The sequence below is a fragment of the Streptomyces flaveolus genome (assembly GCF_044765825.1).
Classification (GTDB): Bacteria; Actinomycetota; Actinomycetes; order Streptomycetales; family Streptomycetaceae; genus Streptomyces; species Streptomyces flaveolus.
The window spans coordinates 287919-314469 of record NZ_JBIWKU010000006.1 but is presented as its reverse complement, the minus strand read 5'-3'; the positions used below and the strand labels follow the sequence as shown (position 1 = coordinate 314469).

23 protein-coding genes and 1 pseudogene are annotated in these 26551 nt (G+C 73.6%); 11 read left to right on the top strand and 13 right to left on the bottom strand.

Going from position 1 to position 26551, the window contains the following annotated elements:
• Positions 1-110 precede the first annotated feature (110 nt).
• The gene (locus ACIRG6_RS20480) at positions 111-1493 is read right to left on the bottom strand and encodes a zf-HC2 domain-containing protein (protein ID WP_403323899.1); all 1383 of its coding nucleotides are present in this window, start codon (positions 1491-1493) and stop codon (positions 111-113) included.
• Positions 1490-2071: a sigma-70 family RNA polymerase sigma factor gene (locus ACIRG6_RS20475; protein ID WP_364674004.1), complete on the bottom strand. Its 582-nt coding sequence runs from the start codon at positions 2069-2071 to the stop codon at positions 1490-1492. Before ACIRG6_RS20475 ends, ACIRG6_RS20480 begins: the two co-directional genes overlap by 4 nt.
• Positions 2072-2441: 370 nt before the next feature.
• Between ACIRG6_RS20475 and ACIRG6_RS20470 the strand changes: the two genes are divergently transcribed.
• From ACIRG6_RS20470 to ACIRG6_RS20460, 3 genes are all read left to right on the top strand, one after another.
• A complete protein-coding gene (locus tag ACIRG6_RS20470) occupies positions 2442-2822 on the top strand; it encodes an STAS domain-containing protein (protein ID WP_189233881.1) in 381 nt (126 codons plus the stop codon).
• Between the two features lie 124 nt (positions 2823-2946).
• Positions 2947-3459, top strand: coding sequence for an EF-hand domain-containing protein (locus ACIRG6_RS20465; protein ID WP_350719934.1), 513 nt, complete (start codon positions 2947-2949; stop codon positions 3457-3459).
• A gap of 499 nt (positions 3460-3958) precedes the next feature.
• Positions 3959-4420: an ATP-binding protein gene (locus tag ACIRG6_RS20460; protein WP_364674388.1), complete on the top strand. Its 462-nt coding sequence runs from the start codon at positions 3959-3961 to the stop codon at positions 4418-4420.
• A 357-nt stretch (positions 4421-4777) separates the two neighbouring features.
• Here the strand turns inward: ACIRG6_RS20460 and ACIRG6_RS20455 are convergent, their stop codons facing one another.
• Positions 4778-5785 (bottom strand): GlxA family transcriptional regulator, encoded by a 1008-nt coding sequence (locus ACIRG6_RS20455; RefSeq protein WP_403323895.1) that lies wholly within the window; start codon positions 5783-5785, stop codon positions 4778-4780.
• Positions 5786-5856: 71 nt separating this feature from the next.
• Between ACIRG6_RS20455 and ACIRG6_RS20450 the strand changes: the two genes are divergently transcribed.
• Positions 5857-7170: an MFS transporter gene (locus tag ACIRG6_RS20450; RefSeq protein WP_359395721.1), complete on the top strand. Its 1314-nt coding sequence runs from the start codon at positions 5857-5859 to the stop codon at positions 7168-7170.
• 19 nt (positions 7171-7189) lie between these two features.
• On the opposite strand, the gene ACIRG6_RS20445 is transcribed toward ACIRG6_RS20450, so the two are convergent.
• Positions 7190-8392 (bottom strand): flavin-containing monooxygenase, encoded by a 1203-nt coding sequence (locus tag ACIRG6_RS20445; protein WP_403323892.1) that lies wholly within the window; start codon positions 8390-8392, stop codon positions 7190-7192.
• 118 nt (positions 8393-8510) lie between these two features.
• Between ACIRG6_RS20445 and ACIRG6_RS20440 the strand changes: the two genes are divergently transcribed.
• Positions 8511-9122, top strand: coding sequence for a GNAT family N-acetyltransferase (locus ACIRG6_RS20440; protein WP_364673992.1), 612 nt, complete (start codon positions 8511-8513; stop codon positions 9120-9122).
• Between the two features lie 22 nt (positions 9123-9144).
• Here the strand turns inward: ACIRG6_RS20440 and ACIRG6_RS20435 are convergent, their stop codons facing one another.
• From ACIRG6_RS20435 to ACIRG6_RS20425, 3 genes are all read right to left on the bottom strand, one after another.
• Positions 9145-9810, bottom strand: coding sequence for a pyridoxine/pyridoxamine 5'-phosphate oxidase (locus tag ACIRG6_RS20435; protein ID WP_239765916.1), 666 nt, complete (start codon positions 9808-9810; stop codon positions 9145-9147).
• A 52-nt stretch (positions 9811-9862) separates the two neighbouring features.
• Entirely contained in the window at positions 9863-10288 is a 426-nt protein-coding gene (locus ACIRG6_RS20430) for a pyridoxamine 5'-phosphate oxidase family protein (RefSeq protein ID WP_403323890.1), read from the bottom strand.
• Positions 10289-10529: 241 nt separating this feature from the next.
• Positions 10530-11165: a TetR family transcriptional regulator gene (locus tag ACIRG6_RS20425; protein ID WP_318216282.1), complete on the bottom strand. Its 636-nt coding sequence runs from the start codon at positions 11163-11165 to the stop codon at positions 10530-10532.
• A gap of 134 nt (positions 11166-11299) precedes the next feature.
• Between ACIRG6_RS20425 and ACIRG6_RS20420 the strand changes: the two genes are divergently transcribed.
• From ACIRG6_RS20420 to ACIRG6_RS20410, 3 genes are all read left to right on the top strand, one after another.
• Positions 11300-12076: a VOC family protein gene (locus ACIRG6_RS20420; RefSeq protein WP_403323887.1), complete on the top strand. Its 777-nt coding sequence runs from the start codon at positions 11300-11302 to the stop codon at positions 12074-12076.
• A gap of 200 nt (positions 12077-12276) precedes the next feature.
• Entirely contained in the window at positions 12277-14652 is a 2376-nt protein-coding gene (locus tag ACIRG6_RS20415) for an outer membrane protein assembly factor BamB family protein (RefSeq protein WP_364818193.1), read from the top strand.
• A gap of 89 nt (positions 14653-14741) precedes the next feature.
• Complete coding sequence (locus ACIRG6_RS20410; protein ID WP_403323884.1) at positions 14742-15320, top strand: hypothetical protein; 579 nt, start codon at positions 14742-14744, stop codon at positions 15318-15320.
• A gap of 15 nt (positions 15321-15335) precedes the next feature.
• Here the strand turns inward: ACIRG6_RS20410 and ACIRG6_RS20405 are convergent, their stop codons facing one another.
• The 5 genes from ACIRG6_RS20405 to ACIRG6_RS20385 form a co-directional block, all read right to left on the bottom strand.
• Positions 15336-16736, bottom strand: coding sequence for an NAD(P)/FAD-dependent oxidoreductase (locus tag ACIRG6_RS20405; RefSeq protein ID WP_365020935.1), 1401 nt, complete (start codon positions 16734-16736; stop codon positions 15336-15338).
• The gene (locus tag ACIRG6_RS20400) at positions 16729-17922 is read right to left on the bottom strand and encodes an MAB_1171c family putative transporter (RefSeq protein WP_350719956.1); all 1194 of its coding nucleotides are present in this window, start codon (positions 17920-17922) and stop codon (positions 16729-16731) included. Before ACIRG6_RS20400 ends, ACIRG6_RS20405 begins: the two co-directional genes overlap by 8 nt.
• Complete coding sequence (locus tag ACIRG6_RS20395; RefSeq protein WP_364673973.1) at positions 17922-18536, bottom strand: toxin; 615 nt, start codon at positions 18534-18536, stop codon at positions 17922-17924. Before ACIRG6_RS20395 ends, ACIRG6_RS20400 begins: the two co-directional genes overlap by 1 nt.
• 199 nt (positions 18537-18735) lie before the next feature.
• Positions 18736-18921, bottom strand: coding sequence for a hypothetical protein (locus tag ACIRG6_RS20390; RefSeq protein WP_364673971.1), 186 nt, complete (start codon positions 18919-18921; stop codon positions 18736-18738).
• Between the two features lie 220 nt (positions 18922-19141).
• Complete coding sequence (locus ACIRG6_RS20385; RefSeq protein ID WP_365020930.1) at positions 19142-22108, bottom strand: AfsR/SARP family transcriptional regulator; 2967 nt, start codon at positions 22106-22108, stop codon at positions 19142-19144.
• A gap of 174 nt (positions 22109-22282) precedes the next feature.
• On the opposite strand from ACIRG6_RS20385, the pseudogene ACIRG6_RS20380 reads away from it, so the two are divergent.
• From ACIRG6_RS20380 to ACIRG6_RS20370, 3 genes and pseudogenes are all read left to right on the top strand, one after another.
• A pseudogene (locus ACIRG6_RS20380) lies at positions 22283-22747 on the top strand (RNA-guided endonuclease TnpB family protein); the annotation flags it as partial.
• A gap of 35 nt (positions 22748-22782) precedes the next feature.
• Positions 22783-23991, top strand: a complete 1209-nt coding sequence (locus ACIRG6_RS20375) for an RNA-guided endonuclease InsQ/TnpB family protein (RefSeq protein WP_403323881.1) — start codon at positions 22783-22785, stop codon at positions 23989-23991.
• Positions 23992-24093: 102 nt separating this feature from the next.
• Positions 24094-24924: an endonuclease/exonuclease/phosphatase family protein gene (locus tag ACIRG6_RS20370; RefSeq protein ID WP_403324092.1), complete on the top strand. Its 831-nt coding sequence runs from the start codon at positions 24094-24096 to the stop codon at positions 24922-24924.
• Here ACIRG6_RS20370 and ACIRG6_RS20365 read toward each other — a convergent pair.
• Positions 24893-26404, bottom strand: a complete 1512-nt coding sequence (locus tag ACIRG6_RS20365) for a CehA/McbA family metallohydrolase (RefSeq protein WP_403323878.1) — start codon at positions 26402-26404, stop codon at positions 24893-24895. The genes ACIRG6_RS20370 and ACIRG6_RS20365 overlap by 32 nt on opposite strands.
• Positions 26405-26551: the final 147 nt, after the last annotated feature.

Sequence of the window (26551 nt, the reverse complement as noted above, 5' to 3'; positions counted from 1 at the left end):
TTCCCCGCGCCCCTTCGGGGCACGCCCAGTACACGCACCTCAAGGGGCGCGGGGAACCGCGCGGCCGGCCGACGACGGCCCGCGGCCGCCGACGACACCGCGACCGCCCCCTACATCCGGCTCAGGCTCGCCGCCGCGAACAGGACGTCCCGGATCGCCTCCCGGTCGCCCACCTGCCCCGCCGCCGCCTCCGCCGGAGGCACATGGCCCGCGGCCAGGCGGCAGAACTCGACGCCGTCCAGGGCGACATGGGCCACCTCGTGATCCGCGGAGCCCACCGCCGCCGGCGAGTCCAGCGGGATGAGCCACTCGCCGCCGCCCGAGCCCTCGATCTCCAGCCGCAGGCTGCGCCCCGGCTCGCCCGCCGCGACCAGATGCCGGCCGCCGGCGGGCGCGGCGAGCCCGGCCCTGCGGCGCGCGGCCAGGACGCCCGGCAGCAGCCGCGCGGCGAGGTCGATCATGCGGTTGAGATGGCGGGGCGAGGGCGGCTCGTAGGGGTAGTCCACCGCCTCGGCGATGTCCTCCGCGTGCACCCAGCACTCGAAGGCCCGGTCCAGCATGGCGTCGCGCAGCGGCAGCTCGAAGTCGCCGTAGGAGACCGGCATCCGGCCCGTGCCGCCGCCGGTGCCGCCCGTGCTGCCGGTGAACGCCACGGTCCGGACGAGGGCGTGGCTCTGCTCGCGCCACGGCGCCCGCACCGCGCGCGTGGGCGGGTAGTGCGAGGCACGCCAGTAGGCCTCGGTGCGGCTCGCCGGAGCCGGTGCCTGGGCGGTGATCTCGCCGAGCGGGTCGGGCAGGCCCAGCGCGACCCCGACCAGTCCGTCGACCGTCAGCAGGTGCGCGATGACCCCGGCGACGGTGGTACGCCGGCTCGCCGTGCCGTCGTCCCCGAACCAGCGCAGCCGTACCGGCGCGTGCCACTCGGAGTCCCCGAAGTCCTGGAGCAGCGCGTCCAGGCGCGCCGTCTCGGCGTCGTACGGCGTGGCCCACTCGGGCACCGGGATGCGTGGTGGGCGGCGCTCCAGGCAGCCCTCCAGGACACGGGTGCGCAGGGCGGGATCCAGGTCGAGGCTCTCCGGGCGCTGGAGCAGTCCGACGGCGTCGCGCAGCCGCAGCGCCTCCTCCGCGCAGGCACCGCAGTCGCCCAGGTGCTCCTCGACGGCCGTGGCCTCCTCCGGGGAACAGGCGGCCAGCGCCCAGGCACCGAGCAGGGAGGTCAGCACGTGATGCTCCAGTGCGAGGGGTGCGGCCGGTTCCACTGCGGGCAGCGGACGCCCGCCGTCCTCGACGGAGGCACGCGGCAGCGGTATGCGCGGTGCGCGGCCCGGCCCGCCGACGCCGCGGTACGCCTCGCTCCCGTCGTACGTGTCCTTCTCGTCGCGATCACCGCGATCACCGCGATCACCGAGAGCACCGGGATTGTCGCGGGTGTCGCGTTCGTCACGCTCGTCGCGCCCGCCGTTGTCACCGTGCTCGTCGTACGCCCCGCTCATGCCGCACCCCCGTATCCCGGGGGTGCCCCCGGTGATCCGGCGTCGCGGGCGGTGGCCAGCAGTTGCAGGCCCAGGCGCAGGCGGCGGCGGGCCTCGTCCTCCGTGACGCCGAGGTCGGCGGCGGTCTGGCGGTAGTCGCGGCGCTGGAAGTAGGCCAGCTCCAGGGCGGCCCGCAGCGGGGCCGGCATGGACTGGACGATGTAGTCGGCGCGGGCGGCGACCGAGGCGTGGCGCACCTTGCGCTCCAGTTCCTCGGTGGTGCCGGGGCCGCCGCGCGCCAGGGCGGCCGCCTCGGTGGTCCTCAGCCGCTGCACGGCCAGGCGGTGGGTCAGCGTGGCGACCCAGCTGCGCAGCGGGCCCTGCCTGGGGTCGTAGGTGTCCGGGTGCTCCCAGACGTGCGCGAACACGTCGCGGGTGATGTGGTCGGCGGCCCGCTCGTCGTCCAGCACGCGGTGGGCGAGGCCGTGCACGAGCGAGGCGAACCGGTCGTAGAGCTCACCGAGGGCGGCGGCCTCGCCCCGGGCGAGCCGCTGCTGCATCTTGCGGTCCCAGCGCAGCGGCAGGTCCTTCTTCGCCATACGGCTCCTCCACCCCCCTGCTCGGCCCCGACGGCCGGGCCGGTCCCGTGCCGGCCTCCAGCCTGTGGCCACCGTCTCCTCGAATGTAGTCGGCACGTCCGACAACGCACGCCCCTTTGTGTCAATGCGCGCCCCCGGCGGGCCGCAGGTGGTAGGGCGCTCATCGGTCTCTCAGATCGACCCCCTACCCTCCATCGTGCGACCGAATTCGATCGAACAGGATCGAAACCGTCTGAAACAAGCCTCTTTTGATCGGGGGCCGTTTCCGGCCGGGTGTTTGCGGGAACGGCCGGTGGGCAGGCGCGCGGCCAAGAAGCGTAAGCATGGCTTCCGTTTCGGATGGGTCCGGACGTACCGACGAATGAAGGGCATGGTGGTGACGTTCAATGTGACCGGCGGCGAGCGGGGCGACTGGGCCGTGCTCCAGGTGTCGGGCGAACTGGACCTGGTGACGTCCCCGGTGCTTCGGCAGCGGGTGCACGACGAGGTGGCCGAGGGACGGCACAGCCTCGTCCTGGACCTCTCCGAGGTCCTGTTCTGCGATTCCAGCGGGGTCGGGGTGCTCATCGCCTCCCGGCGCCTCATCCGCTCCTGCCAGGGCCGGCTGCGCCTGATACTGCCCGCCCAGGGTGCCGTCGACGGCTCTCACGTCAACCGGGTCCTCGGCGCGCTGGGGGTGCGCCGGCTCTTCGACGTCCACCCCGACCTCGCCTCGGCGACCGGCGACGAACCACGCCCGCTCTCCGCGTAGGAGCGCACCGGAGCGTGCCCGGGGGAGGGACGGGCATCCGTTCGCCCTGCGGGCGTGCCCCGGGCGTCGTACCCTCCGTGCGAGACGCACCCACCGACGTGATGTGAAGGCGGTCGGAGAAGACATGGTCAGCAGCGAGTACGAGCGCAGGATCGCGGCGCGGTTCGCCACCTTCGACCAGGACGGCAACGGCTACATCGACCGGCAGGACTTCAACGCGGCGGCCAAGGCGCTGCTCGCCGAGTTCGCCGTCGCCGCCCGGTCCGACAGGGGCCAGGCCCTGTACGGCGGAGCGGAGGCGCTCTGGCAGGGCATGGCCGGCATCGCCGACCGCGACGGCGACCAGCGCATCACCCGTGAGGAGTTCGTCACCGCCGCGGTCAAGCGGCTGCGCGACAACCCGGACCGGTTCGCCGAGATCGCCCGCCCGTTCCTGCACGCGGCCCTCGCCGTCGCCGACGCGGACGGCGACGGAGCCGTCACCGTCCCCGACACCGCGCGGGTGCTCACCGCGCTCGGCGTCCCCGGGGACACCGCCCGGTCCGTCGCCGCCGCCCTCGACACGGACGGCGACGGCAAGGTGGGGGAGGCCGAGGCCGTCCCGGCGTTCGCCCGCTGGTTCACCGTGCCCGAGTGACACGCGCGGCGCCGCGGGGTTCCCGCCCGCGGTGTCGCGGATCGTGGCAGTGCGCGATCACTGAGCGTCGGCACCCGGTCGTGACCGGGGGGTGCCCCGTCACGGCCCGGAGTCGGCGCCGTGCTCCGGTACCTTGTGCGGGATGCGAGTGCTCCCGAGCGCCGGCCGCGCCGGTGCCGCCCGCCGGGCGGCTCCGGGACCGGGCGTGTGTGCCTTGCCCCGCACGGCGGAACGGCCGTCGGCCGCCGCCTGTTCGACTGTCCGGACCGAGCGTCGCACAGTATGCCGCACGGGTACTCCTTCGCGCTGGAATATGCCCGAAGCGCTTGTTGGGGTGACTGTACGTCAACCATGCTGTCCCGCACGGGATTCACATTCCGTGAACCCCGACCCGGCCGTTGTTCTGGCCATGCAGAAAATGGCTACGATCGTGGCCCTCGTGAGGCGCGAGCCTTTGTGTCCGCCGGTTCGGATGGTGTGAGCGGTGCAGGTGCTTCAAGTGCAGCTGGAGATCCGGCCCGACCCCGCAGAGGTGGGGCGAGCCCGTCGGTGGGCGCGCTCACGGCTCGCCGGGTCCGGGATACAGGCCGACGAGCAACTCGCCGAGACACTGGTCCTGCTCGTCTCCGAGCTCGTCACCAACGCCGTGGTGCACACCGGCTGCCCCGCCGTGCTGCGGCTCGTCCTCCCGGGCTCGGTGAGCGAGGAGTCCACGGTCCGCCTCGAGGTGGACGACACCAGCGGCTGCGCCCCGGTGCCCCGGTGCGTGGACGGCGACGCGACCGGCGGCCGGGGCCTCGCCCTCGTCGACGGGCTCGCCGACCGCTGGGGCTGGAGCCGCGAGGGCGCCGGCAAGCGCATCTGGTGCGAGCTGGACCGCTGCCCCGAGTCCGGGGACGCCCCGCCGGCCTGTGCGGGCGGCGCGGCGGCCCCTGAGGGGCTGGCCTACGAAGTCGTGTAGGTCCGACGCGGGGTGTGCCGGGCGCATCGGCTCCCGCTTGCGCCGGTGCCGATGCGGTGGTGCGCCGGGCCGTGCTTCCGTGCGCGTCCCGCGCGAGCGGGCGTCAAGTGAGGAGAGCCTTCCGGCCGGTTGACGGATCGTGACCGTTTCTTCACGCTTGTAGGCAACGATTCGCCGCGAGGGGACGACGAGGGCTCGGTGACGGAGCCCTCGACGAGTGTGGGTCGTGATTCGGCGGCGGTTCCCTCGGGGGCGACGGGAGCCGGGCGGGAGCGCCGGAGTCGGGTGGCGGCGTGCGGTGCCCATGCTCGGGGCGGACGGCGCCGCGCCGCCGGCCGACACCTTCCGGTGACGCCCTCACTGTCCACAGGCTGTGGACAACTCTGCGCGGAACGTCCGCCGGTACGCGGTCGGTGTGACGCCGAGCACCGCCTGAAGATGCTGCCGCATCGACTGTGCCGTCCCGAAACCCGCCTCACGGGCCACCTGGTCGACGGACAGACCGGTGGATTCCAGGAGATGCCGGGCCCGCTCCACCCGCTGCCGGGTCAGCCACTGGCCGGGACTGACGCCGACCTCCTCGCGGAACCTGCGGGTGAAGGTGCGCACCGACATGGCCTCCTGCTCGGCCATGTCCCGCAGCTGGATCGGCTCCTGGAGCCGGCCGAGCGCCCAGGCGCGGGCGTTGGTCGTGGACGACTGCTGCGGATCGGGCACCGGCCGCTCGATGTACTGCGCCTGCCCGCCGTCGCGGTAGGGCGGTACGACGGTCCGGCGGGCCACGTCGTTGGCGACGGCGGTGCCGTGGTCCCGGCGCACGATGTGCACGCACAGGTCGATCCCGGCCGCGACGCCGGCCGAGGTGAGCACGTCGCCGTCGTCGACGAACAGCACGTCGGCGTCCACCCGGACCTTCGGGAAGAGGCGCTGGAAGTGCGCGGCGGAGGCCCAGTGCGTGGTCGCCGGGCGGCCGTCGAGGTGACCGGCGGCGGCCAGCACGTAACCCCCGGTGCAGATGGCGACCAGCCGGGTGCCGGGCCGGATCCGCGCCAGCGCGGAGGCCAGCTCCTCGGTCAGCGTGCCCTCCTCGTACACCGGGCCCAGCTCGTACGACGCCGGGACGACGACCGTGTCGGCGCCGGCCAGCGCCTCGGGCCCGTTCTCGACCAGGATCGCGAAGTCGGCGTCCGTCTGCACCGGACCCGGTGGCCGGACCGAGCAGGTGACGACCTCGTACAGCCGGCGGCCGTGTTCGTCGCGGGCGCGCCCGAAGATCCGCTGCGGGATGCCCAGTTCGAAGGGGAGCAGGCCGTCGAGGGCGAGGACGACGACGTGGTGCGGGCGGTGCGTACGGTCGGACGTCATGGCCCGATCCTAGCGAACCCTGTCTTTCGGGCCACTCGATCGGGCGGCGCCGGGAGGGGAAGCTCGGTGACGTGACCCAGACAACCGACGCCACAGCGGCCGCGCGGCGGTCCGAGCCCACCCGGCCGCGCCGCGGCCCCCGGGTGCACCGTGCCTGGTGGGTGGCCGCCGTGACCTTCGTGACGATCATCGGCGCCGCCGCCTTCCGCTCCCTGCCCGGCATCCTCATCGACCCGCTCCAGGACGACTTCGGCTGGTCGCGCGGCACGATCGGGGCCGCCGTCTCCGTCAACCTCGCGCTCTACGGCCTGACCGCACCCTTTGCCGCCGCGCTGATGGACCGGTTCGGCATCCGCCGGGTGGTGGCCGTCGCCCTCACCGTCATCGCGCTCGGCTCGGGTCTGACCGTGTGGATGGAGTCCGCCTGGCAACTGATCCTGTGCTGGGGCCTGCTGGTCGGACTCGGCTCCGGCTCGATGGCGCTGGCCTTCGCCGCCACCGTCACCAACCGCTGGTTCACCGAACGGCGCGGGCTGGTCACCGGCGTCCTCACCGCCGCCTCGGCCTCCGGACAGCTGATCTTCCTGCCGCTGCTGTCCTGGATCGTGGAGACGTACCAGTGGCGCCCCGCGGCCGTCACGGTCGCCCTCGCCGCCCTCGCCGTGGTCCCCTTCGTCTGGCTCCTCCTGCACGACCACCCGGCCGACGTCGGCCTGAAGCCGTACGGCGCCGAGGAGTTCGTGCCGAAGCCCGCCCCGGTCCCCGGCGCCGCCCGCCGCGCGCTCGGCGTCCTCTTCTCCGCCGTGCGCACCGGCCCGTTCTGGCTGTTGGCCGGCACCTTCGCGATCTGCGGCGCCTCCACCAACGGCCTGATCCAGACCCACTTCGTGCCCGCGGCCCACGACCACGGCATGCCGCTGACCGCCGCCGCCTCGCTGCTCGCCGTCATCGGCGTGTTCGACGTGATCGGCACGATCGCCTCCGGCTGGTTCACCGACCGCTTCGAACCGCGCCGCCTGCTCGCCGTCTACTACGCCCTGCGCGGCGTCTCCCTCCTCTTCCTCCCCTTCCTGCTGGCCCCCGGCGTCCACCCGCCGATGATCTTCTTCATCGTCTTCTACGGCCTCGACTGGGTCGCCACCGTCCCGCCCACCCTCGCCCTGTGCCGCGAGCAGTACGGCGAGGACAGCGCGATCGTCTTCGGCTGGGTCCTCGCCTCCCACCAGGTCGGCGCGGCCCTCGTCGCCTTCCTCGGCGGTGTCGCCCGCGACACCTTCGGCACGTACGACGTCGTCTGGTACGCCTCGGGCGCCCTGTGCGCGGTGGCGGCCCTGATGTCCCTGGTGATCCGCCGCCGGCCGGTTCCGGTGCTCGGGGTGTCGTGACCTGCGGCTGAGGCCGCCGTCAGCCCGGCAGGCGTGAGATGCGGTTGCCCCCGGCTTTCGCGATCGCCTTGGCGATGCGGGCCGCGTCCAGGGACAGTTCGCGGAGCATGCCGCTGATCGGGTTGGTGAAGCCCGTGAAGTACAGGCCGGGGGCGTGCGCCGGGGGGCGGGTGCCTCGTGCGGCCGGTCTGCCGTCCGGGCCGAGGACGCCGAGGTGGCCGACCAGCGGCTCCAGGCCCCGCAGGTAACCCGTGGCCGCGATCACCGCGTCGGGGGCGACGCGGGAGCCGTCCGTGAGGAGGACCTTGCCGTCCTCGAAGCCGGCCACCGCGGCCACGTTCTCCACCCGGCCCGAGCGGACCGCGTCGATCAGTCCGACGTCCTGCACCGGGATGGCGCCCTGCCGTGCCCGGGTGTACAGCCCGGCCTCGGGGCGCGGCAGGCCCTGGGCCGACAGGTCGGGCACGCTGATCCGGGCCAGCGGCCGGGCCAGCCGGTCGACCAGGCCGGCGGGGAGCCGCCGGCACAGGACGCCGGTGTACTGGGCGGGCCAGCCGGCGGTGGAACGGCGGACGATGTGCGGCGGGGTGCGGACGGACAGCCGCACCCGTGCGGCGCCGCCCTCCACCAGGTCCACGGCGATCTCCGCACCGGTGTTGCCGACGCCGGCGACCAGGACGTCCCGGCCGGCGTAGGGAGCCGCGTTCCGGTACTCGGCGGCGTGCCGGAGCTCGCCGGTGTACGTGTCCCGGCCGGGCCAGTCCGGCAGGCGCGGGGTGTGGTTGTAGCCGGTGGCGATCACGACCGCGGCGCCGGTCAGTTCGCGGCCCCCGGACGCGTGCAGCAGCCAGCCGGTGCCGTCGGGCGCGCGCTCGACGCGCGAGACCTCGACACCGGTGACGATCTCCAGCTGGTGGTGGTCGGCGTACTTCTCCAGGTACCGCACCACGTCGTCGCGGGCCACCCACCGCCCGAAGCGGCGCGGCATCGGCAGGCCCGGCAGTGCCGACAGGCGGCGGGTGGTGTGCAGGCGGAGCCGGTCGTAGTGGCCCCGCCAGGACGCGCCGACCCGGTCGGCCCGCTCCAGGACGACGGCCCGCAGCCCCCGCGCGCGCAGCGCGTGGGCGACGGCCAGGCCGCCCGGGCCTGCGCCTATGACGTACACGGGGAGGTCCGCGGGGTGGGCGGACCGCTGTTCAGCGGACGCTGTGGAGTCGGCCATGCGGCGAGCGTAATCCCGGGTCCGCTTGATGGGTCTCGGTCAAGACCGGAATCGGTTGCGGATTGGTCACGGGAAAACCCGCGGGCACCGCCGGCCCCCGGTCGGCTTGAATGGACCGATGGCCCCCACACGTATACGCACCCTCGCCCCCTCCGTCACCGCACCGCGTGGGCACGGCCTGCGCCTCCGTGCCTGGGACGCCGGCAGCGACGCCGACGTGCAGACGTGGCTGCGCGGCTGCCTCGACCCCGACTTCCGGCGCTGGAACACGCCGCTCATGCCGATGACCGACCTCAGCGCGGCCCGCGAGTCGCTGCGCGCCCGGGCACGGGACGCCGGCGCGGGCAGGTCCGCGTCGTTCCGGATCACGGACGGGGCGGACGGCACGACGCTCGGGCACGTCGGCGTCAACGAGATCAACCTGCCCCTGCGGCAGGCCCACGTCGGCTACTGGGTGCTGCCCGAGGCCCGCGGCCGGGGCGTCGCCACCCGCGCCCTGCTCCTCGCGTCGCGCTGGGCCTTCGCCGAACTCGGCCTCCACCGCCTGGAACTGGGCCACGCGCTGGGCCACGACGCCTCCTGCCGGGTCGCCGAGCGGTGCGGGTACGTCTGCGAGGGCACGATGCGCGGGGCCATGTTCGAGGCCGACCGGCGCGACGCGTTCCGGGACGCGCACCTGCACGCCCGGCTGGCGACCGACGCCGAGCCGGCCGCTCCCGACGTGCGGTGACCGCTCGCCGCCGGTGTCCCGCTCACGGCCACAGCAACTGCGTGCGCCAGCCCTCCTCCGTCCGCCGGTAGGAGAGGCGTACGTGGCGGCGCCGGGCGTCGCCCTGGAAGAACTCCACCTCCTCCGGCCGCAGCCGGTACAGCGTCCAGGACGGGACGGGCGCGTCCGGCTCCCGCCCGGCCTGTTCCCAGGCGGCCTCGGAGGCGCGCGCCAGCTCGTCCGGCGAGCTCAGCGGCGCGCTCTGCCGGCCGGTGAGGGCGGCGGCCAGCGCGCCGGTCGACCGGGCGTGCAGGTCGGCCCGCGCCTCCTCGGCCGGGGCCACGGCGACCGGACCGCGGACCCGGACCTGGCGGCCCAGCACCGGCCAGTAGAAGACGAGCGCGGCGTACGGCCGGGCGGCGAGGTGGCGGCCCTTGCGGCTGTCGGCGTGCGTGGCGAAGGACCAGCCGTCCGCGTCCGCGCCGTGCAGCATCACGATCCGTACGTCCGGCCACCCCTCGGCGTCGGCCGTCGCCAGGGACACGGTGTGCGGTTCGCTCTGGCCGGCCGCGACCGCCTCGGCGAGCCACCGGGTGAACAGCGGCAGCGGGTCGCCGGGCGCGGTGGCCGGGTCGAACGGGGGCAGCTCGGTGACCGCCGGGTCCCAGACCCGCAGTGACCTCAGCAGCTCGTGAAGATCGGTTTCCATGCCCCGATTGTCACGTGGAGACGGGCCGGGGGAGGGGCGTTCCCCCTGCGGTTCACACCTGGCCGAGGTCGGAGGAGACCCAGCGCTCGGGCCGCATCCGGACGACGACCTGCTCGCCGTGGTTCTTCCAGGCGAAGTCGACGTAGCCGTCGACCTTCTCGGCCGGGAGGTACCGGGCGGAGATCTCCCGCAGCAGCTCGACGGTCGCGGGGGCCGTCTCGACGACCGGGCCCTCCACCGACACGTACCGGATGGTGGGCTCCAGCCGGTCGACCATGAGGGAGAACCGGCCGGCCGCCTTGATCAGCTGGTTCTTGCGGCTGTCGAGCCCGGTCATGATCCAGACGTCGCCGCCGGCCTCGTACTGGTACCAGATCGGCACGGTCAGCGGGGCGCGTCCGGCTCCCGCGTCCACCGCCAGCGCGGCGATGTGGGGTTCTGCCAGGAACTGCTCACGCTCTTCGCGGGTCAGGACCATTCCGGTCTCCTCCAACGGCGTTCGGGCGTCCGGCTGTTCGGGTCCTGCACCGGTCGCAACACCGGACGGGCGGGCGGTTGTTCCCCTGCGGGCCGGTCGACGGCGACGGGTGGGCGCCTGACGGGAAGGAGGCGTGGGGGAGCGGGGGTGGAGGAGTCACCGACGTGGGTGAGGGCGTCCGAGGGGCGGGGCGTGGCGGGTGGGGCAGGGCTGACAGGCTGCCGCGTACCGGTCGGGCGCGCTACTTCGTGGGCTTCTTGCCGGTGATGCCCAGGTACATCAACAGGGCCAGGTTCGGCCTGAGTTCGGCCTGCTTCACGCCCCAGGACGTGAAGCCCTTCTGGTGCGAGGCGACGGCCGAGAGCATGGTGACCAGCGAACCGGCGATCGCCGCCGGGTTCACGTCCTTGTCGACCTTGCCCTTGGCCTGCAGTTCGGCGACGGAGTCCGCGAGGGCCGTGTTCACCGAGTTCAAAATCTTCATCCGGAGCTTGTAGAACCGCTTGTCGCCCTCCGCGGCGCCCAGGTCGACCACCCGGAGGATCGCGTCGTTCTTCCGCCAGAACTCCAGGAACCCGTCGACCAGTTCCTGTGCCGTCTGCCAGCCGGACTTGCCGACCCACGAGCGGCCCGCCGCCAGCTCGGCCAGCCCGGAACTCTCGGCGGCCGTCTGCTCGGCGATCTCCAGAACGGCTCCCTCGACGTCCGGAAAGTACTGGTAGAAGGTCGCGGGCGACGTGCCTGCCTTCCGGGCGACATCGATGACCTTGACGTCCCGGTAGGGGGAGGAGCTCAGCATGTCGCCCAGGCAGTCGAGCAGTTTTTGCCGGGTCGCCTGCCCGCGTCGACCGGCCACGCGGCCGTCAACGGTGCGCACTTGTCCTGTCATGCCGTCAGCTTACCGACGGCCGTTCCCGGCGCGATTCGGCCGAGTGCAAATGGGGTGCGCGGGCGCAGAGTGGCTGCTGTGCCTGGTCTGCGGGGTGCGCGCGACGCGGTTACGTTGGCGGTATGGCCGAAAACGGTGCATCCGCCCCGAGGGCGTCCGCGTACGCAGAAGGTGTCCCCTGCTGGGTGGACGCACAGCTCTCCGACGTCCGGGCGGGCAAGCGCTTCTACGGCGAGCTCTTCGGATGGACCTTCGACGAGACGGGTCCCGGCGCCTCCGTGTGGGCCCGGCTGGACGGTGAGCCCGTCGCCGCGCTGGTGCCCAAGACGGACGGCCGGATGCCCACCGTGTGGACGGTGTACTTCGCCGCCCGGGACGCCGCCGCGCTGACCGCGCGGATCCGGGAGGCCGGCGGGCAGGTCGTCACGCCTCCCAGGCCGGTCGACGGACTGGGCACGACCGCACTCGTCGCCGATCCCCAGGGCGCCGTCTTCGCCCTGTGGCAGCCGGCCGCCGGCACCGGCGGGCCCTCCGGCGCCGGCGGGAGCGCCTTCGCCGGCTTCGGCAGGCGGCACGAGCCGGGCACCTTCGCCTGGGCCGAGCTGTACACCCGCGACACCGAGGCCGCCAACGCCTTCTACGGCGGCCTGTTCCACGACGCCCTCTTCGGCCCCGGCGCCGCGCCCGACGTGGGCCGCGCCGCGGTGACCGACGTCTTCCCCGCCGAGATGCCGCCGCACTTTCTGGTGCACTTCCGGGTCGAGGACTGCGAGGCGGCGCTCGGCACGGTGGCCCGGCTCGGCGGGCGGGTGCGGGTGCCGCCGTTCGAGACGTCGTACGGGAGGGTGGCCGTCGTCTCGGACGGCCAGGGGGCGTCCTTCGCGGTGCTCCAGCGCTGAGGGCCGCCGCAATACCCCTCCGGGGCGGGCGTTCGCCCGGGATTGGGACGTGACACCCCGATTGTCCCAGGGTTCGCCACCAGCGCCTCGGACAGGAAGAATCGGGGTGTGTGCCGCCGCGGCGGTGCGGTGGTGAGACGCTGCACGTCGGTCGCGTACATATGTGGGTGGCGCGGCTCGTACGGGGAGGTGGCAGGCAAGTGGTGGATCAGCTGACGCAGCACGATCCGCGGCGGATCGGGCCGTTCGAGGTGCTGGGGCGGCTCGGCGCCGGCGGCATGGGGCTGGTCTATCTGGCGCGCTCGGCGTCCGGCCGGCGCGTGGCGATCAAGACGGTGCGGACGGAGCTCGCCGAGGACCAGCTGTTCCGCGTCCGCTTCACGCGCGAGGTGGAGGCGGCCCGCGCGGTCTCCGGCTTCTACACGGCGGCCGTGGTCGACGCCGACCCCCGGGCCGCCGTGCCGTGGCTGGCCACCGCGTACGTCCCCGCGCCCTCCCTCGAGGAAATAGTGAACGAGTGCGGGCCGCTGCCGGCCCAGGCCGTGCGCTGGCTGGCGGCGGGCGTCGCGGAGGCGCTCCAGTCGATCCACGGCGCCGGGCTCGTCCACCGCGACCTCAAGCCGTCCAACGTCCTCGTCGTCGAGGACGGCCCCCGGGTGATCGACTTCGGCATCGCCTCCGGCGTCTCGAACACCCGTCTGACCATGACGAACGTCGCCGTCGGCACCCCCGCGTACATGTCCCCGGAGCAGGCGAAGGACTCGCGCAGCGTCACCGGCGCCAGCGACGTCTTCTCGCTCGGCTCCATGCTGGTCTTCGCCGCCACCGGGCACCCGCCCTTCCACGGGGCCAACCCGGTCGAGACGGTCTTCATGCTGCTGCGCGAGGGCCCCGACCTGGAGGGCCTCCCGGACGAGCTGCGTCCGCTCATCGAGTCGTGCATGCAGATGGAGGCGACGGCCCGCCCCAACCCCGCCGACCTCCAGTCCCAGCTCGCCCCCCACCTGTTCGGCTCCGGCTCCGACGACAGCGGTACGGCGTCGGCGTGGCTGCCCGAACGGGCGGTGGGGCTGATCGAGGGACGGCGCGGCGGCCGCACCACGACCCGCCCCGCGGCGACGGCCGGCGGGCGCAGCGGCGGCTCGGGCGGTGTCCGGCCCGCCGTACCGGCGCCCCCGCTGCCGCCCCCGCCCTCGCACGACCCCGTCGTCCCGGCGCCCGTGCCCGTCGGCGCCCCGGACACCGGGCCCGTCCAGCTGGCCGGCGCCGCGGTGCCCATCGGGCCCGGCCCGCGCGTCGCCGACATGCGCGCCGCCGCCGTCGCCCCGCCCCCGCCGGAGTCCGCCCTCGCCGCCTCCTGGTCCCGGCCGCGACCCGGCGTCAACGGCGCCGACCCGGCCGTACCGGCACCGGCCGCCCCCGCGACGCCCCCCGAGGCGGCGGCGAGCGGCTGGCGCCCCTGGCGTTTCCGCATGTCCAACGACGTCTGGGGCACGCCGTCCGTCGACGGGGACCTGGTCTACGTCACCTCCTTCGAGGTGCACGCCCTGGACGTGGCCACCGGACGGCGCCGCTTCAAGACCCGGGACGTGGCCTGGTCGATGGCGGTCGCGGACGGCCGTATCCACGCCTCCGACGGCCCGACCCTCTTCGCCCTGGACGCGCGGGAGGGCGCCGACCTGTGGCGCGTCCAGACGGACGCCTGGGTCTACTCCCTCCAGGCCGACCGGGGCACGGTCGTCACCGCCACCCGCGGCGGCGGCGTCCAGGCCTGGGAGGCCTCGGGCGGCCAGAAGCTGTGGGAGATCACCGGCGCCCAGACCGACTTCGAGTCCCCGGAGGCGGGCGCGACGGTCCACGACGGCACGGTGTACGTCTGGCAGGACGCCCGGCTGCGCGCCCTGGACGCCCGTACCGGCGACGAGCGCTGGTCGTACCCCATCGGCGACGCGGCGTCCTGCGGCGGCGTGCCGGTCCGCCTGGCCCAGGCGCCCGACGGCTACGTGTACGTCGCGGCCGGCACCCGCGTCCTCGCGCTGGAGGTCACCTCCGGACACGTCCGCTGGCACTTCGAGGCCCCGGCGGTCTTCCTCTCCCCGCCGGTCTTCGTGCCGGGCCCCGCGGTGACCGGCGGCGGCGTCTACCTGGCCGACTACCTCGGCACGGTGTACGCCCTCGACGCCACCGACGGCCGCGACCGCTGGCGCATCGCGACGGAGGGCCGCTCCTCCACCGACCCGGTCCTGGTGGCCGCCGGTCACGTCCACGTGGGCAGCGGCAAGGGCCTGTACACCCTGGACGCCGTCACCGGCACGCCCAAGTGGCGCTTCCAGGCGGGCGGCGAGATCGTCGGCGCGCCCGCGGTGGCCGAGGGCCGGATCCACTTCGGCTCCACCGACCACCTTCTGTACACGCTGAAGGCCGACGACGGCCGCCTGCGCTGGAAGCTGGCCACGGGCGGCGAGATCACCGGCTCCCCGGTCGTGCGGGACGGCATCGTGTACGCCTGCAGCAAGGACCGCTGCGTGTACGCGCTGGACGCGGAGAAGGGCACGGGGACGGCCCGTACGACGTGACGCGGTCCGCCCCGGGCCGGTCACACTGCGTGCCCGGCCGTGGCAGGGCGGTGACATGATCGTGACAGCGTCTGGTTAGCGTGGGGGCCATGACGACACGGGGACGGGCGTTCAGGTACACGGCGATCTCGGCACTGGTGGTGCTCAGCCTGACCGGTTTCTCGACTGGACGCGGCCACGGCCACGGCGGCGGCGGTGACGGCGGAGGCGGTTGCAGCAGCAGCAGCCAGGACCACGACAGTTCGTCGTCCTCGTCGGACGGCGACGTCTACAAGGACGACGACTCCTACGGCAGCGGCACGAGCGGCGGCTACGGCTACGGCTACGGCCACTCCGGCTCCGACCACGACGACGACACCGACAGCGGCGGCAGCGGAGGCGACAGCGGCGGCAGCGCCCTCCAGGCCGCCACGGTGGAACTCGTGAGCTGCGCGACCGAGGACGACCCGTACGCCACGGTCGAGGTCACCAACCCGAACAACCGCGCGTACACCTTCGCCGTCACCGTGTTCTTCAAGGACGGCGGCGACGTCACGATCGACGACGCCCGCCAGGAGACCACCGTCCCCGCCGGCACCGCGACCCGCGTGCGCCTCGCGGTCGACGCGTCCGGCAGGACCGTCGACCACTGCGAGCTGGACGACGAGGAAGTCCTGCCGCTGACGTGACGCGGCACCAGGCGGTCAGGAGCGGGCCGCCCGGCGTTCCGCCTCGCTGATCGGCGGCCCCTGGAGGTGCGGCTTCCGCGGGCCGAACAGCATGGGCACCAGCATGTCCCGCGAGAAGAGCCGGGTCGGGGGCCGCTCCATGCTCATCACGTCGAGCAGAGCACCCATGGCACGCGGGTTGCCGGCGCCGGTGGCGACGGCCCGGTCGACGTAGCGGGCCAGGAGCCTTTCCACCGCGGTCGGCGGTGTGCCGGCGGCGCCCGGGTAGAAGGCGTCCTGGCCGACGGCCAGGTCCCAGGCGCCGGCGACCGGGCGGGCCGCGGCGCGCTGCAGGGCACCGGCCGTTCCGGGCGCCGTGAGGGCGGTGCGGCGCAGCACGTCCCGGACGGCGAGGGCGCTCTGCGCGGCGACGGTCAGGCCGTGCCCGTAGACGGGGTTGTACCCGGCGACGGCGTCCCCGAGGACGACGAAGCCGTCGGGCCGGCGCCTCAGCTTCTCGTAGTAGCGGCGGCGGTTGGCGGTGCTGCGGGTGACGGTGACGTCGCCGAGCGGTTCGGCGTCCCGCAGCAGCTCGCCGATGACCGGGTCGGCGAGGCCGAGCGCGAACGGCACGAAGGCGTCCGGGTCGGCGCCGGGCTCGCCGCCCCGCGTACCGCCCAGGGTGACGATCCACCGGTCGCCCTCCACGGGCAGGATGACGCCGCCCCGCCCGGGCGCCTTGGCCGGGTTGGCCTGCACGTTGATCAGTGGGAAGGCGCCGTCGGCGGTGGTGCCGGGGGCGCGGTACACGCGGGTGGCGTAGGTGAGGCCGGCGTCGACCTCCCGCTCGGTGACCCGGGGCAGGCCCAGGTCGACGAGCCACCGCGGGGCGCGGGAGCCGCGTCCGGTCGCGTCCACGACGAGGTCGGCGCCCAGCACGTGCTCGCCGTCGCCAGCCCGGACGCGGACCCCGTTCACGCGGCGGGCGTCGCCCTCCAGGCCGAGGGCGGCGGTGTTCTGGCGCAGGGTGATCCGCTCGCTCTTGAGGACGTGGTCGCGGACGACGGAGTCGAGCAGGTCGCGCGAGCAGACCAGATTCCGGTGGTGGGTCGCCAGGAACCTGCGGAACCAGACCTCGTTCGGGGCCCGGGACACCATGTCGCCCATGATGCGGACCAGGCGCCCGCCCCGGCACACCACGTCGTCGACGAGCCCCGGCAGCAGCTCGCCCAGGGCCCGCACACCGCCGCTCCACACCAGATGCGCGTGCCGGGCCTGCGGAACACCCCGGCGCGGCTCGGGCCCCTCGGGCAGGACGTCGCGCTCGACGACCGTGACGTCCGCGAACTCGGTGAGCGCGGCGGCGGCGAAGAGGCCCGCCGCGCTGGCGCCGAGGACGACGGCGCGCGGCCGGTGGGCGACGGGGTTGCTAGGCATGGGCGTTGAGGCCGCTTTCTGTGCTGGTCACCCGGCGGCCGAGGGCGGCGAGGGCACGCCGTCGGTACAGGGCGAGAGAGATGGTGCCGATGTGGTCGCTGATGTCGGTGCCGATGCCCGGCGGCCGCTCGGTCGCGGGTGCCGGGACACCGGCCGCGTAGGCGTCGATGGCGGCGCGCAGCGCGACGGCGCCGGCGAGGTCGCGGGCCCGCGCCTCACCGTGGGCGGCCCGCGCCGCGGCGAGGGCCCGTTCGTGGACGTCGTGGCGGAAATGCGGGGCCAGCAGCCGCAGCGCGTCGTGGATGCGCTGCTGGCGCTGCATGACCCGCAGGTCCAACGGCACCCAGAGGCCGAAGCGGGCCGGTGCCGCCGCCGGCGCGAGCACCCGCAGCGCCCGCCACAACGGCCGCAGCCGCAGGTACTCCCGCTGGTCGCGCACCGCGTTGCGCAGCGCGGGCCCGGCCTGCGGGACGATGAACCCGACGGCGACCAGCGACGCCTGGAGCAGCGCGAACGGCGGCGCGAGGCGCGTACTGAGGACGTCCCAGTCCACCCCGCACCAGCGGGCCCCCACCGCGACCAGTTTCGCCGCGTCGAAGACCAGCCCGGCGGCGAAGCCGAGCAGCAGGAAGACGACCCCCGACTTCACCCAGCGGTCGGTCACGGTCGGCGACCACTGCCGCAGCATCCGCGTGGCGACGATGCCGGTCACCGCGTGCGCGCCCAGGTAGAGCAGGATGTGCTCGCGCATCCACGGGGTGCCGGCGTAGTACGTGTCGAGGTCGTACACGCGCGGCTCCGGCACGCTGGCCAGGAAGAAGGTCACCCACAGCCCGGCCACGACCCCGCCGTACGCCCAGTGGATGCGGCGGATGCCGCGCCTGCGCCGCTCCGACGGAGGCTCCCGCCACCGCGTGATCATGGCCAGCCCGGTCGCGCCGGACGCGGTCAGGAACGAGTACGCCCAGGGCGAGGCGAAGTTGGGGATGCCCGTCCACGCGTTGAGCCGCTCGATGTTGACGGGCGTGACGACGACGAGCACGCACGTCGCGCACACCAGCAGCAGGGTCGTCGCCCGCACCTCGGGGTTGCGCCAGGCCCGCACGAACGTCGGCAGCTTGAGCAGGACGGCGAGGGCGAGCAGGACGGTGGGCAGGGCGTAGGGGATGTGGAAGTGCGGGCCCATCAGAGCAGGCGCCCGCCGCGGTTGGTCAGCGTCAGGTTCATGCGGCCCTCCACGGTCGCCGGGGAGACCGGGCCCTCGGCGTACCGGCCGTGCATCCAGGTGCGCACCTCGCGGCCGAACAGCAACCCGAAGGTCTCGGCGGCCACTTCGTGCCCGTCCGGCGACTCGGCCCGGGCCGCGACGGCCAGCAGCGCGTCGCGCGGCACCTCGGCCTCGGCGAGGATCTGCTCCGCCGTTCGCCGTACCGCGTCGGACGCCTGCTGCGGGGAGGCGACGGCCCGCGCGGAGGCGTCGGCGAGCCCGGCGAGGTGGTGTCCGCAGTCGCGCTGCTCCTCGTGCCACAGCTCGTGGCCCAGGATCACCAACTGCGCCTCGGGAACGGTGCGTTCCTCGACCACGACGAGGGACCGGTCCCCGAGGTCGAGGCGCAGCCCCGACACCGGGATGTCCGCCGGGAACGCCCGGAACACCAGCTCCACCGGCCGCTCCGCGCGCACGCTCATGGCCCGGCAGAAGGCCCGCATGACGGCTTCCGGCTCCGCCGGCCTCTCGACGTCCTGGGCGGCTTCCCTGCCGAGGGCACGGAGCAGCGCCTTCATCGCTCGCGGACTCACCGGCCGGGGCCTCCCTCCCGGGAACATCACCGACGTACACCGACACGACGGGGAGACCCTAGTGACCCCCGGGCCCTCGTTCGACCCCTTCGAACAACTCAGGCCACGCCTTGGCCGGAACTGGCCGATTCCGGACACACATCGGCCGCGGCGGCTCCCCCTCCGCGCCGCCGCGGCCGATCCCCGTGCGGGAAAAGGTCTACTTGCCGTCCAGGTCCAGGGCGGGCGGGGCCGGCATCTGGTTGTCCATCGTGGTGATGGTGTCGTCCAGGGCGGGCGGGGCCGGCATCTGGTTGTCCATCGTGGTGATGGCGTCGTCCTTGGCCGGCGGCGTGGGCATCTGGTTGTCCAACGGCTTGGCGGCTGTGGCCTTCTCTTCGCTCATCGATCCGTACTCCTCTGTGGCGACAGGGTCAGGGTGCGAAACGCCCGTCCGGAAGCTCCCCCGTGGGCCACCGGACGGGCGGTCGGAGCCGAACACTAACCCGGCCGGCTCCTCGTCGGACCGTCTGCCCCCCGACGCGACGGTCTGGCGATTGAAAGCATGTGGGAGTGGGATAAACGAACGCTGAACGCCTGTGGCGGTCCCCCCGACACGCTGCCGCTCAGGCTGCGTCCACCGGCGAGAGCAGGGCACGTACGTCATCGGCATCGGCGGCGCTGAGATCCTCGTAGAGTCGGAGTGCGTCGTGCCAGCAGGCCTTGGCGCGGTCCGCCTGGCCCAGTGCGGAGAGGGCACGCCCGAGCAGTGTCAGGACATTGCCCCTCATTCGATCGCCGCCGATACAGCCTATGGCGAGGGATTGCTCGGCGTGCTGCGCCGCTTGGGCAGGGCGACGGGCGGCAATGTGCGCCTCGGCGATCCGGAAGTGGGTGGTCCCTTCCCACAGGCGCTGGCGGTGGTCCACGAAAATGGTCAGAGCGTCGCTGAACTGTCCGAGTGCCTCCGTGTGCCGCTCTGCCTTCGTCAGGGCCATGCCGAGCGCGTAGTGCCCGTTGGCCAGCCGCATCGTCCTGCCCAACTCGGAGAGCAGGGCCAGCCCGTGGCGGGCGATACTGACAGCCTTGGCGATGTCGCCCAGAGCCAGGTGCGCGCGTGACAGGTTGAACAGGGTCGTTGCCTCACCTGCTTGATTGCCCGCCGCGCCGAATCCTCGGATGGCCTGTTCGAAGAAGACCTTGCCGTCCGAGTACCGATGCTGATGCAGCGAGATGAGTCCTCGGTCGTTGGCGGCCCAGCTGCCGGCGGCGACATCATGCGCGGAGGCTGCCCGCTCCATGGCGAGGCGGGCCTCGTCGGCTGCCTGGCGGATCCGGCCCGACACGAGAAGGACGTTCGTGAGCGTGGTCCGCGCCCGGCCTTCGGTACGGTCGTCTCCGGCGCGCTGTGCGGCTTCGCACACGGCGACAGCCGTGTCCTCGTACTGGCGCGAGTTGGCACCTGACTCCGCGAGGTCCTTCGCTGCCCACAGAAGGTCCACGCCGCGACGCAGCCGGTCCGATCCGACGGACTGCCGCACGCTCGCCAGAAGGGACGCTCCTTCGGTGTACAACCAGTCGAGGGCAGCCGTTCCCTCGGCGAACCGAAGCCCCTCGTGCCGCGTCGGTTCGAGATGGTCCACGAGCCGGTCCCCCGGACGCTCCATCGCGTAGATGCCCGCCGCCGTCGCCAGGTAGAAGTCCAGCAGCCGCGACAGCGCCGCCCCCCGCTCGCTCGGTGGGTGTTCGTCGCGTTCCGCGCACGCACGCGCGTAGAGGCGGACCAGGTCGTGGAAGCGGTAGCGGCCCGGTGCCGCCGACTCCAGGAGGGACGTGTCCACCAGGCACTCCAGCAGGTCCTCCGTGTCCTCCGCCGGGAGGTCCAGCAGGGCCGCCGCCGCCGCGAGGGAGATGTCCGGGCCGTCCGCCAGGCCCAGCAGGCGGAAGGCGCGGGCCTGGGCCGGTTCCAGTTGCCCGTAGCCCAGCTCGAAGGTGGCCTTCACCGCCAGGTCACCGGCCTGCAGCTCGTCCAGCCGGCGTCGCTCGTCCGCCAGCTTGGCGGCGAGGACGGACACCGTCCAGGTGCGGCGGGCCGCGAGACGGGACGCCGCGATGCGGATGGCCAGCGGCAGGAAACCGCACGCCGCGACCACGTCCAGCGCCGCTTTCCGCTCCGAGGCGACCCGCTCCTCGCCCACGATCCTCGTGAAGAGCGCCAGCGCCTCGTCCGGGGACATCACGTCCAGGTCGACCAGATGCGCCCCGGCGAGGTCCACCATCCGCACCCGCGACGTCACCAGCGCCGCGCAGCCGTCCGTGCCGGGCAGCAGCGGACGTACCTGTGCGGCGTCCCGGGCGTTGTCCAGCAGGACGAGGACGCGGCGGCCGTCCAGGACGGAGCGGTAGAGGGCGGCGCGCTCCTCCAGGGTGTCCGGGACGGCCGAGTCGGCCGTGCCCAGGGCGCGCAGGAAGGCGCCCAGCACCGTCTCCGGCTCCGCCGCCCGCGCCCCCGCGCCCTGGAGGTCGACGTACAGCTGCCCGTCCGGGAAGGCGGCCCGCGCCCGGTGGGCCACGTGCACCGCGAGGGTCGTCTTGCCGACGCCGCCGATGCCGGCCAGCGCGGAGACGGCCATCACCCGGCCCTCCGCACCCGACGCCGAGCCCAGCACCTCGCTCAGCTCCCGCACGAAGGACGCGCGGCCGGTGAAGTCCGGCACCGTTGCGGGTAGTTGCGCCGGGCGGACCGGGGCCGCGGCCGACTCGGCGGCCGGCGCGGACGGCTCCGCCAGGGCGGGGTCCGCCTGGAGGATGCGCTGTTGCAGCTCCCGCAGCCCGGGCCGCGGGTCGACGCCCAGCTCGTCGGCGAGCAGGCGCCGGGTGTCCGCGTACACGGCCAGGGCCTCGGCCTGGCGCCCGCTGCGGTACAGGGCGAGCATGAGGAGCTCCCGCAGCCGTTCGCGCAGCGGATGTGCGGCGGTCAGTGCGGTCAGCTCCGAGACGGCCTCCGCGTGGCAGCCCTGCTCCAGGTCCATGTCCAGCCGCGTCTCCAGGAGTTGGAGCCGCCACTCCTCCAGCCGGACCCGCTGTGCCTGCGCGTACGGGCCCGGCACGGCGGCCAGCGCCTCGCCGTCCCACAGCGCCAGCGCGCGCCGCAGCACGTCACGGGCGCCGCACAGGTCCCCGGCGGCCCGCGCCTTCTCCGCCTCGGCGGCCAGGTCCTGGGCGAGCGAGAGGTCCAGGGCGTCGTTCCCCAGCCCGCGCACGGCGTAGCCGCCCGACTCGCTCACCAGCACGCCGGGGTCCAGGACCTTCCGCAGCCGGGACGCGTACGTCCGTACCGCCGCCAGTGCCTGCGACGGCGGTTCCTCGCCCCACAGGGCGTCGATCAGCTCGGCCGCGGTGGCCGTGCGGCCCTCGCGCAGCAGCAGGGCGGCCAGCAGGGCGCGTTGCTGCGGGGAGCCGGTGGCCAGCGGTTCGTCGCCGCGCCAGGCGCGCACCGGACCGAGCACGCCGAAGCGCAGCGCGGCCGACTGCTCCGGCTGCGCCGGGGGTCCGGGCAGCCGCTGCTCCGGAACCCGCGGTCCACCGTCCATGCCGTCCCCCTAGACATCCTGAGCAACCAGGTCAGTTTGCCTTGTTCCTGCCGACCTCGTCAGCCGTGGGAGACGCCGATCACAGGTTCCTCACCAAGCCGCAGTCGGTCACTCGTTCGAGTGACCTTTGATGGGGTCGAAGAGCCCGGCGAATCATGCGATTACGTTTGCGGCATGACGACACCAACGGATTCCGGTAAGGCCGGACGTGTCCGGTACACCTTCCGGCTTCGTGTGTCGTCGACCGCTCGCAGAGTCTTGTTGGCGGAATGGGACCGATGTCGGTGGGTGTGGAACGAGTGTGTCGCACGGTCCGGGAGAGCTCATCGGGAGGGGGAAGGTGCGGTCCTGCGCGACTGGACCGGGTGCTCACCGAGGCGGGATTTCGGGGCATCCCGGGTGAAGGCATTGAAAGACATCCAAGTTCGGCTGCCTGTGCAACGCCGGGCGGGAATGTCGCGCCCTAAAAGGAAGCGTGAGGCCGATCCCACCCTGAACTACACACGGCGTGGCTTCCGTCTTCGCGGCGGACGACTGCACTTGGCAGGTGGGATTGTCGTGACAGTGGTGTGGTCGCGGTCCCTGCCTGCCGACCCGTCCAGCGTGCGCGTCCACCGAGACAGCCTCGACCACTGGTATCAGTGGGAATGCCCGTGGAAGAAGGGGGACGGCTCGTGATCCGCGCGTACAAGTTCCTCCTGCGCCCCACGGCCCGTCAGACGGCAGCGCTTGGCGAGATGCTGCGGGACCACTGCTCCCTGTACAACGGCGCGTTGCAGGAGCGCCGGGATGCCTACCGGCACAGCTCGAAGACGAGCATCAAGTACGGCGACCAGTCCGCCCAGCTCAAAGACATCCGCGCATTCGACCCGGAGCGGCAGGGCCTTTGGTCGTTCTCCTCCCAGCAGGCCACCCTGCGCCGTCTCGACAAGGCGTTCCAGGCGTTCTTCCGCCGGGTCAAGGCCGGGCAGACCCCGGGCTACCCCCGTTTCAAGAGCGCAGGGCACTTCGACACCGTCACCTTTCCCAAGGACGGCGACGGCTGCCGCTGGGACTCCACCCCACACGATGGGCAGACCCGCGTACGGCTCCAGGGCGTCGGACACGTCCGTGTGCACCAGCACCGGCCCGTACAGGGCCGCGTCAAGACGATCAGTGTGAAGCGCGAAGGGAACCGCTGGTACGTCGTCCTCACCTGCGACAACGTGCCCGCCAAGGAGCTGCCGCCCACCGGGGCGATCGTCGGTGTCGACATGGGCATCGCCCACTTCCTCACCACCTCGGACGGCGAACACGTCGCCAACCCGCGCTTCCTCCAGGCGATGGCCGACGAACTTGCCGAAGCGCAGCGGCACCTCGCGACGTTCCCGAAGCGGACCCGGCAGCGCACCAAGCGCCATCGCGCGGCGGCCCGGAAGGTCGCCAAGCTGCACGGCAAGATCCGGCGGCAGCGCGCCGACTTCCATCACAAGACCGCACATACGCTGATCACCGACCACGACGTGATCGCGCACGAGCGACTGAACACAGTGGGCATGACCAAGAGCCCCGCACCCAAGGCCGACCCCGAGCAGCCCGGTAGCTTCTTGCCGAACGGTGCTGCTGCGAAGGCCAGCCTCAACCGCAGCATCGGCGACGCGGGTTGGGCGCAGTTTCTCGGAATCCTGGCGAACAAGGCTGAGAGTGCCGGTCGCCTCACGGTTCCGGTGGACGCGCGCAACACCTCCCGCACGTGCCCCGAGTGCGGGCACGTAGCGAAGGAGAACCGCGTCACCCAGGAAAGGTTCCAGTGCACGGCGTGCGGGTTCGCGGCGAACGCGGACCACGTCGGCGCGACGAACGTCCTCAACAGGGCCGGGCTGGTCCTCTGCGCGGCGGCTTAGCCCCCGACGCAGGAAGCCCGCGCGTTTACGTGGGTGGAGTCACGTTCCCTGGAAAACCTGAAGGGGAAGGTGCGGACGGGCGGAGAGACGGGCGGTGCGGGCGTGCGGGTCGTGACCTGGAACCTGTGGTGGAGGTTCGGCCCGTGGGCCGACCGGCAGAAGGCGATCCTCGCCGTCCTGCGCGACCTGGAGCCCGATGTCGTCGGACTCCAGGAGGTGTGGGCCACCGAGGGCGAGAACCTCGCCGGGTGGCTGGCCGGTGAACTCGGCCTGCACTGGGCCTGGGCGCCCTCGCCCGTGCCCGGCCCCTGGCAGCGCCGGATCGGCGACGACACGGTCGGCATCGGCACCGCGGTGCTCAGCCGCTGGCCCGTCGTGGAGCGGGCCGTGCTGCGCCTGCCCGTCCCCGGCGACCTCGACGACGGACGGCTCGCGCTCTACGCCCGCCTCGACGCGCCCGCTCATCGGGTCCCGTTCTTCACCACCCACCTGACCTCGGCGTCCCGTGCCTCGTCGGTACGTCGCGAACAGGTAAGCGCCCTCGCCCGCTTCGTCGCCGAGCACCGCCACGGCACCGCCCACCCGCCGGTGGTCACCGGCGACTTCAACGCCCGCCCCGGCTCCCCGGAACTCCGTCCCCTGCGCTCCGGGCCCCTCCACGACGCCTGGGACCACGCCGACCCCGGTGCGCCCGGCGGCACCTGGGACACGGCCAACCCGTACGTGTCCCACGCCGACGGCGAGCCGAGCATCCGCATCGACTACGTCCACGTCGGCTCGCCCGGCCCCGGCGGACTGGGCGCCGTCCGCACGGTACGCCGCGCGGGCGCCGCCCCCGTGGCCGGCGTCTGGCCCTCCGACCACGCGGCGGTCGTCGCCGACCTCGACGACGGCGGGGTGGTTACCGCCGCCCCAGGAACACCGGGTTGGTGAACGCCGCCAGTGCCCCCGGCAGGGGACCCGCGGCAGTCTCGTGCCGTAGTTCCGCCCGTACGTACGCCGCGTACGACGCCGTCGTCCGCCACTCCACGGTGCCCGCGCCGGACACCGGCAGCGGTGGGCCGGTGAACAGCACGCCCTGGTCCGTGACGAACCGGACCGTGCAGCGCGGGGCGCCCGTCACCTCCAGGCGGACGGTGACCGGGGTGTCCGGGGCGACGGGGAGCCGTTCGCCGATGCCGGCGTGCTCGCCGCGCCCGCCCGACGCGGTGAGGGCGAGCGACAGCTTCGCCGACTCGGCGACGTACGACCGTCCCGCCCGGATGCCCTCCTGGATCGCCTCCCGGGTCAGGTCGTCGGCGAGGACGACGGTCTGCGGGAGCCCGATGACGTCCGGGTCCCGGTGGGCGTCGCTGCTGCCCATGGCCGGGATCCAGTCGCGGCCGTCCCGCACCGAGGCGACCAGCATGCCGTCCCAGTCGGCCAGCGCCACCTCGTCGTCGGGCGTGTAGGGCCCGTTCCACACCTCGACCGCGTCGGCCTCCCCGAAGCCGAACTTCCAGTTGCAGCCGATGCAGGTGGCGTGCGGGTGGGCCGGGACGACCAGGCCGCCGGCGCGGCGGATCTGCCGCGCGAACCGGCCGAAGCGGTTGTCGCGGGCCCGGTAGCGCCAGTCGACGAAGGTCCCGGGGTCGGTGCCGAGGGCGACCACGTGCCCGTTCCGCGTGGTCACCTCCTCGCCCAGCATGACCAGCAGGTCGTCGCCGGCCAGGTCCGCCCAGTGCGCGTGCGCCGAGTGCGTGTTGTGCTCGGAGGAGTTGATGAAGTCCAGCCCCGCCGCCCGCGCGAGCGCCGCGATCTCGGCGAGGGTGCGGCGGCCGTCGGAGTGGACGGAGTGCAGGTGGCAGTCGCCCCGGTACCAGGCGCGGCCCCGCCCCCTGGCCCGCGACGGCGGGTACACCGGCCGTGCGGTCTCGCCCGGCTCCCCGTAGGTCAGTGTGATCGTCAGCTCGTACGACAGTCCCTGCGGCGCGACCGTGTACGGACCGAGCGCGATGTGCCAGGTGCCCGGCCGCACCGGCCCGGGGAGGTAGCCGGGCGTGGCGTCGTCCGCGCGGACGAAGAACTCCGTGCGGGCCCCGCCCGACCAGCCCCGGAAGCCCCGGCCGCCCAGCTCGGTGCCGCGCTCGTCGAAGACGCCGATGTCGAGGGCGTTGCCCGGCGTCCCGGCGGGGACGGCCGGCCGGTCGTAGGTGTAGGAGACCCTGATCTCCCGCACGCCCGGCGGGACGTCGACCGGGACGTACACGAAGTCGGGGGACCCGGGGGGAAGGGTGCCGCGTACGGTTCTCGTCCGCGGGTCCGGGCCGCCCGCTGCCGAAGCGAAGCTCACGGTCCCCAACGTAAGTGCGGCGGCGGCTCCCGTCACGAACACCGCGCGTCTGCCGATCCCGGCGTGGTCGTCCTCGCACATGCTGCTCTCCCCAGGTGTCGTGGGTGACATGGCACGGGTGGTGCAGGGGTGGTGCGTGCAACCCTCGTATTGAGCCGTGAACTCCCGGGCAAGGAAAGGGGGTCGGCGGATGGAGGGCCGGAAACCGGCCGGTGGGGGACGGGAAGC

What these genes read in the sequence shown, in the direction of transcription:
- ACIRG6_RS20480 (WP_403323899.1), bottom strand. Translation starts at nt 1,493, where the DNA reads ATGAGCGGGGCGTACGACGAGCACGGTGACAACGGCGGGCGCGACGAG.
- ACIRG6_RS20475 (WP_364674004.1), bottom strand. Translation starts at nt 2,071, where the DNA reads ATGGCGAAGAAGGACCTGCCGCTGCGCTGGGACCGCAAGATGCAGCAG.
- ACIRG6_RS20470 (WP_189233881.1), top strand. Translation starts at nt 2,442, where the DNA reads ATGGTGGTGACGTTCAATGTGACCGGCGGCGAGCGGGGCGACTGGGCC.
- ACIRG6_RS20465 (WP_350719934.1), top strand. Translation starts at nt 2,947, where the DNA reads ATGGTCAGCAGCGAGTACGAGCGCAGGATCGCGGCGCGGTTCGCCACC.
- ACIRG6_RS20455 (WP_403323895.1), bottom strand. Translation starts at nt 5,785, where the DNA reads ATGACGTCCGACCGTACGCACCGCCCGCACCACGTCGTCGTCCTCGCC.
- ACIRG6_RS20445 (WP_403323892.1), bottom strand. Translation starts at nt 8,392, where the DNA reads ATGGCCGACTCCACAGCGTCCGCTGAACAGCGGTCCGCCCACCCCGCG.
- ACIRG6_RS20440 (WP_364673992.1), top strand. Translation starts at nt 8,511, where the DNA reads ATGGCCCCCACACGTATACGCACCCTCGCCCCCTCCGTCACCGCACCG.
- ACIRG6_RS20435 (WP_239765916.1), bottom strand. Translation starts at nt 9,810, where the DNA reads ATGGAAACCGATCTTCACGAGCTGCTGAGGTCACTGCGGGTCTGGGAC.
- ACIRG6_RS20430 (WP_403323890.1), bottom strand. Translation starts at nt 10,288, where the DNA reads ATGGTCCTGACCCGCGAAGAGCGTGAGCAGTTCCTGGCAGAACCCCAC.
- ACIRG6_RS20420 (WP_403323887.1), top strand. Translation starts at nt 11,300, where the DNA reads ATGGCCGAAAACGGTGCATCCGCCCCGAGGGCGTCCGCGTACGCAGAA.
- ACIRG6_RS20410 (WP_403323884.1), top strand. Translation starts at nt 14,742, where the DNA reads ATGACGACACGGGGACGGGCGTTCAGGTACACGGCGATCTCGGCACTG.
- ACIRG6_RS20405 (WP_365020935.1), bottom strand. Translation starts at nt 16,736, where the DNA reads ATGCCTAGCAACCCCGTCGCCCACCGGCCGCGCGCCGTCGTCCTCGGC.
- ACIRG6_RS20400 (WP_350719956.1), bottom strand. Translation starts at nt 17,922, where the DNA reads ATGGGCCCGCACTTCCACATCCCCTACGCCCTGCCCACCGTCCTGCTC.
- ACIRG6_RS20390 (WP_364673971.1), bottom strand. Translation starts at nt 18,921, where the DNA reads ATGAGCGAAGAGAAGGCCACAGCCGCCAAGCCGTTGGACAACCAGATG.
- ACIRG6_RS20385 (WP_365020930.1), bottom strand. Translation starts at nt 22,108, where the DNA reads ATGGACGGTGGACCGCGGGTTCCGGAGCAGCGGCTGCCCGGACCCCCG.
- ACIRG6_RS20365 (WP_403323878.1), bottom strand. Translation starts at nt 26,404, where the DNA reads ATGTGCGAGGACGACCACGCCGGGATCGGCAGACGCGCGGTGTTCGTG.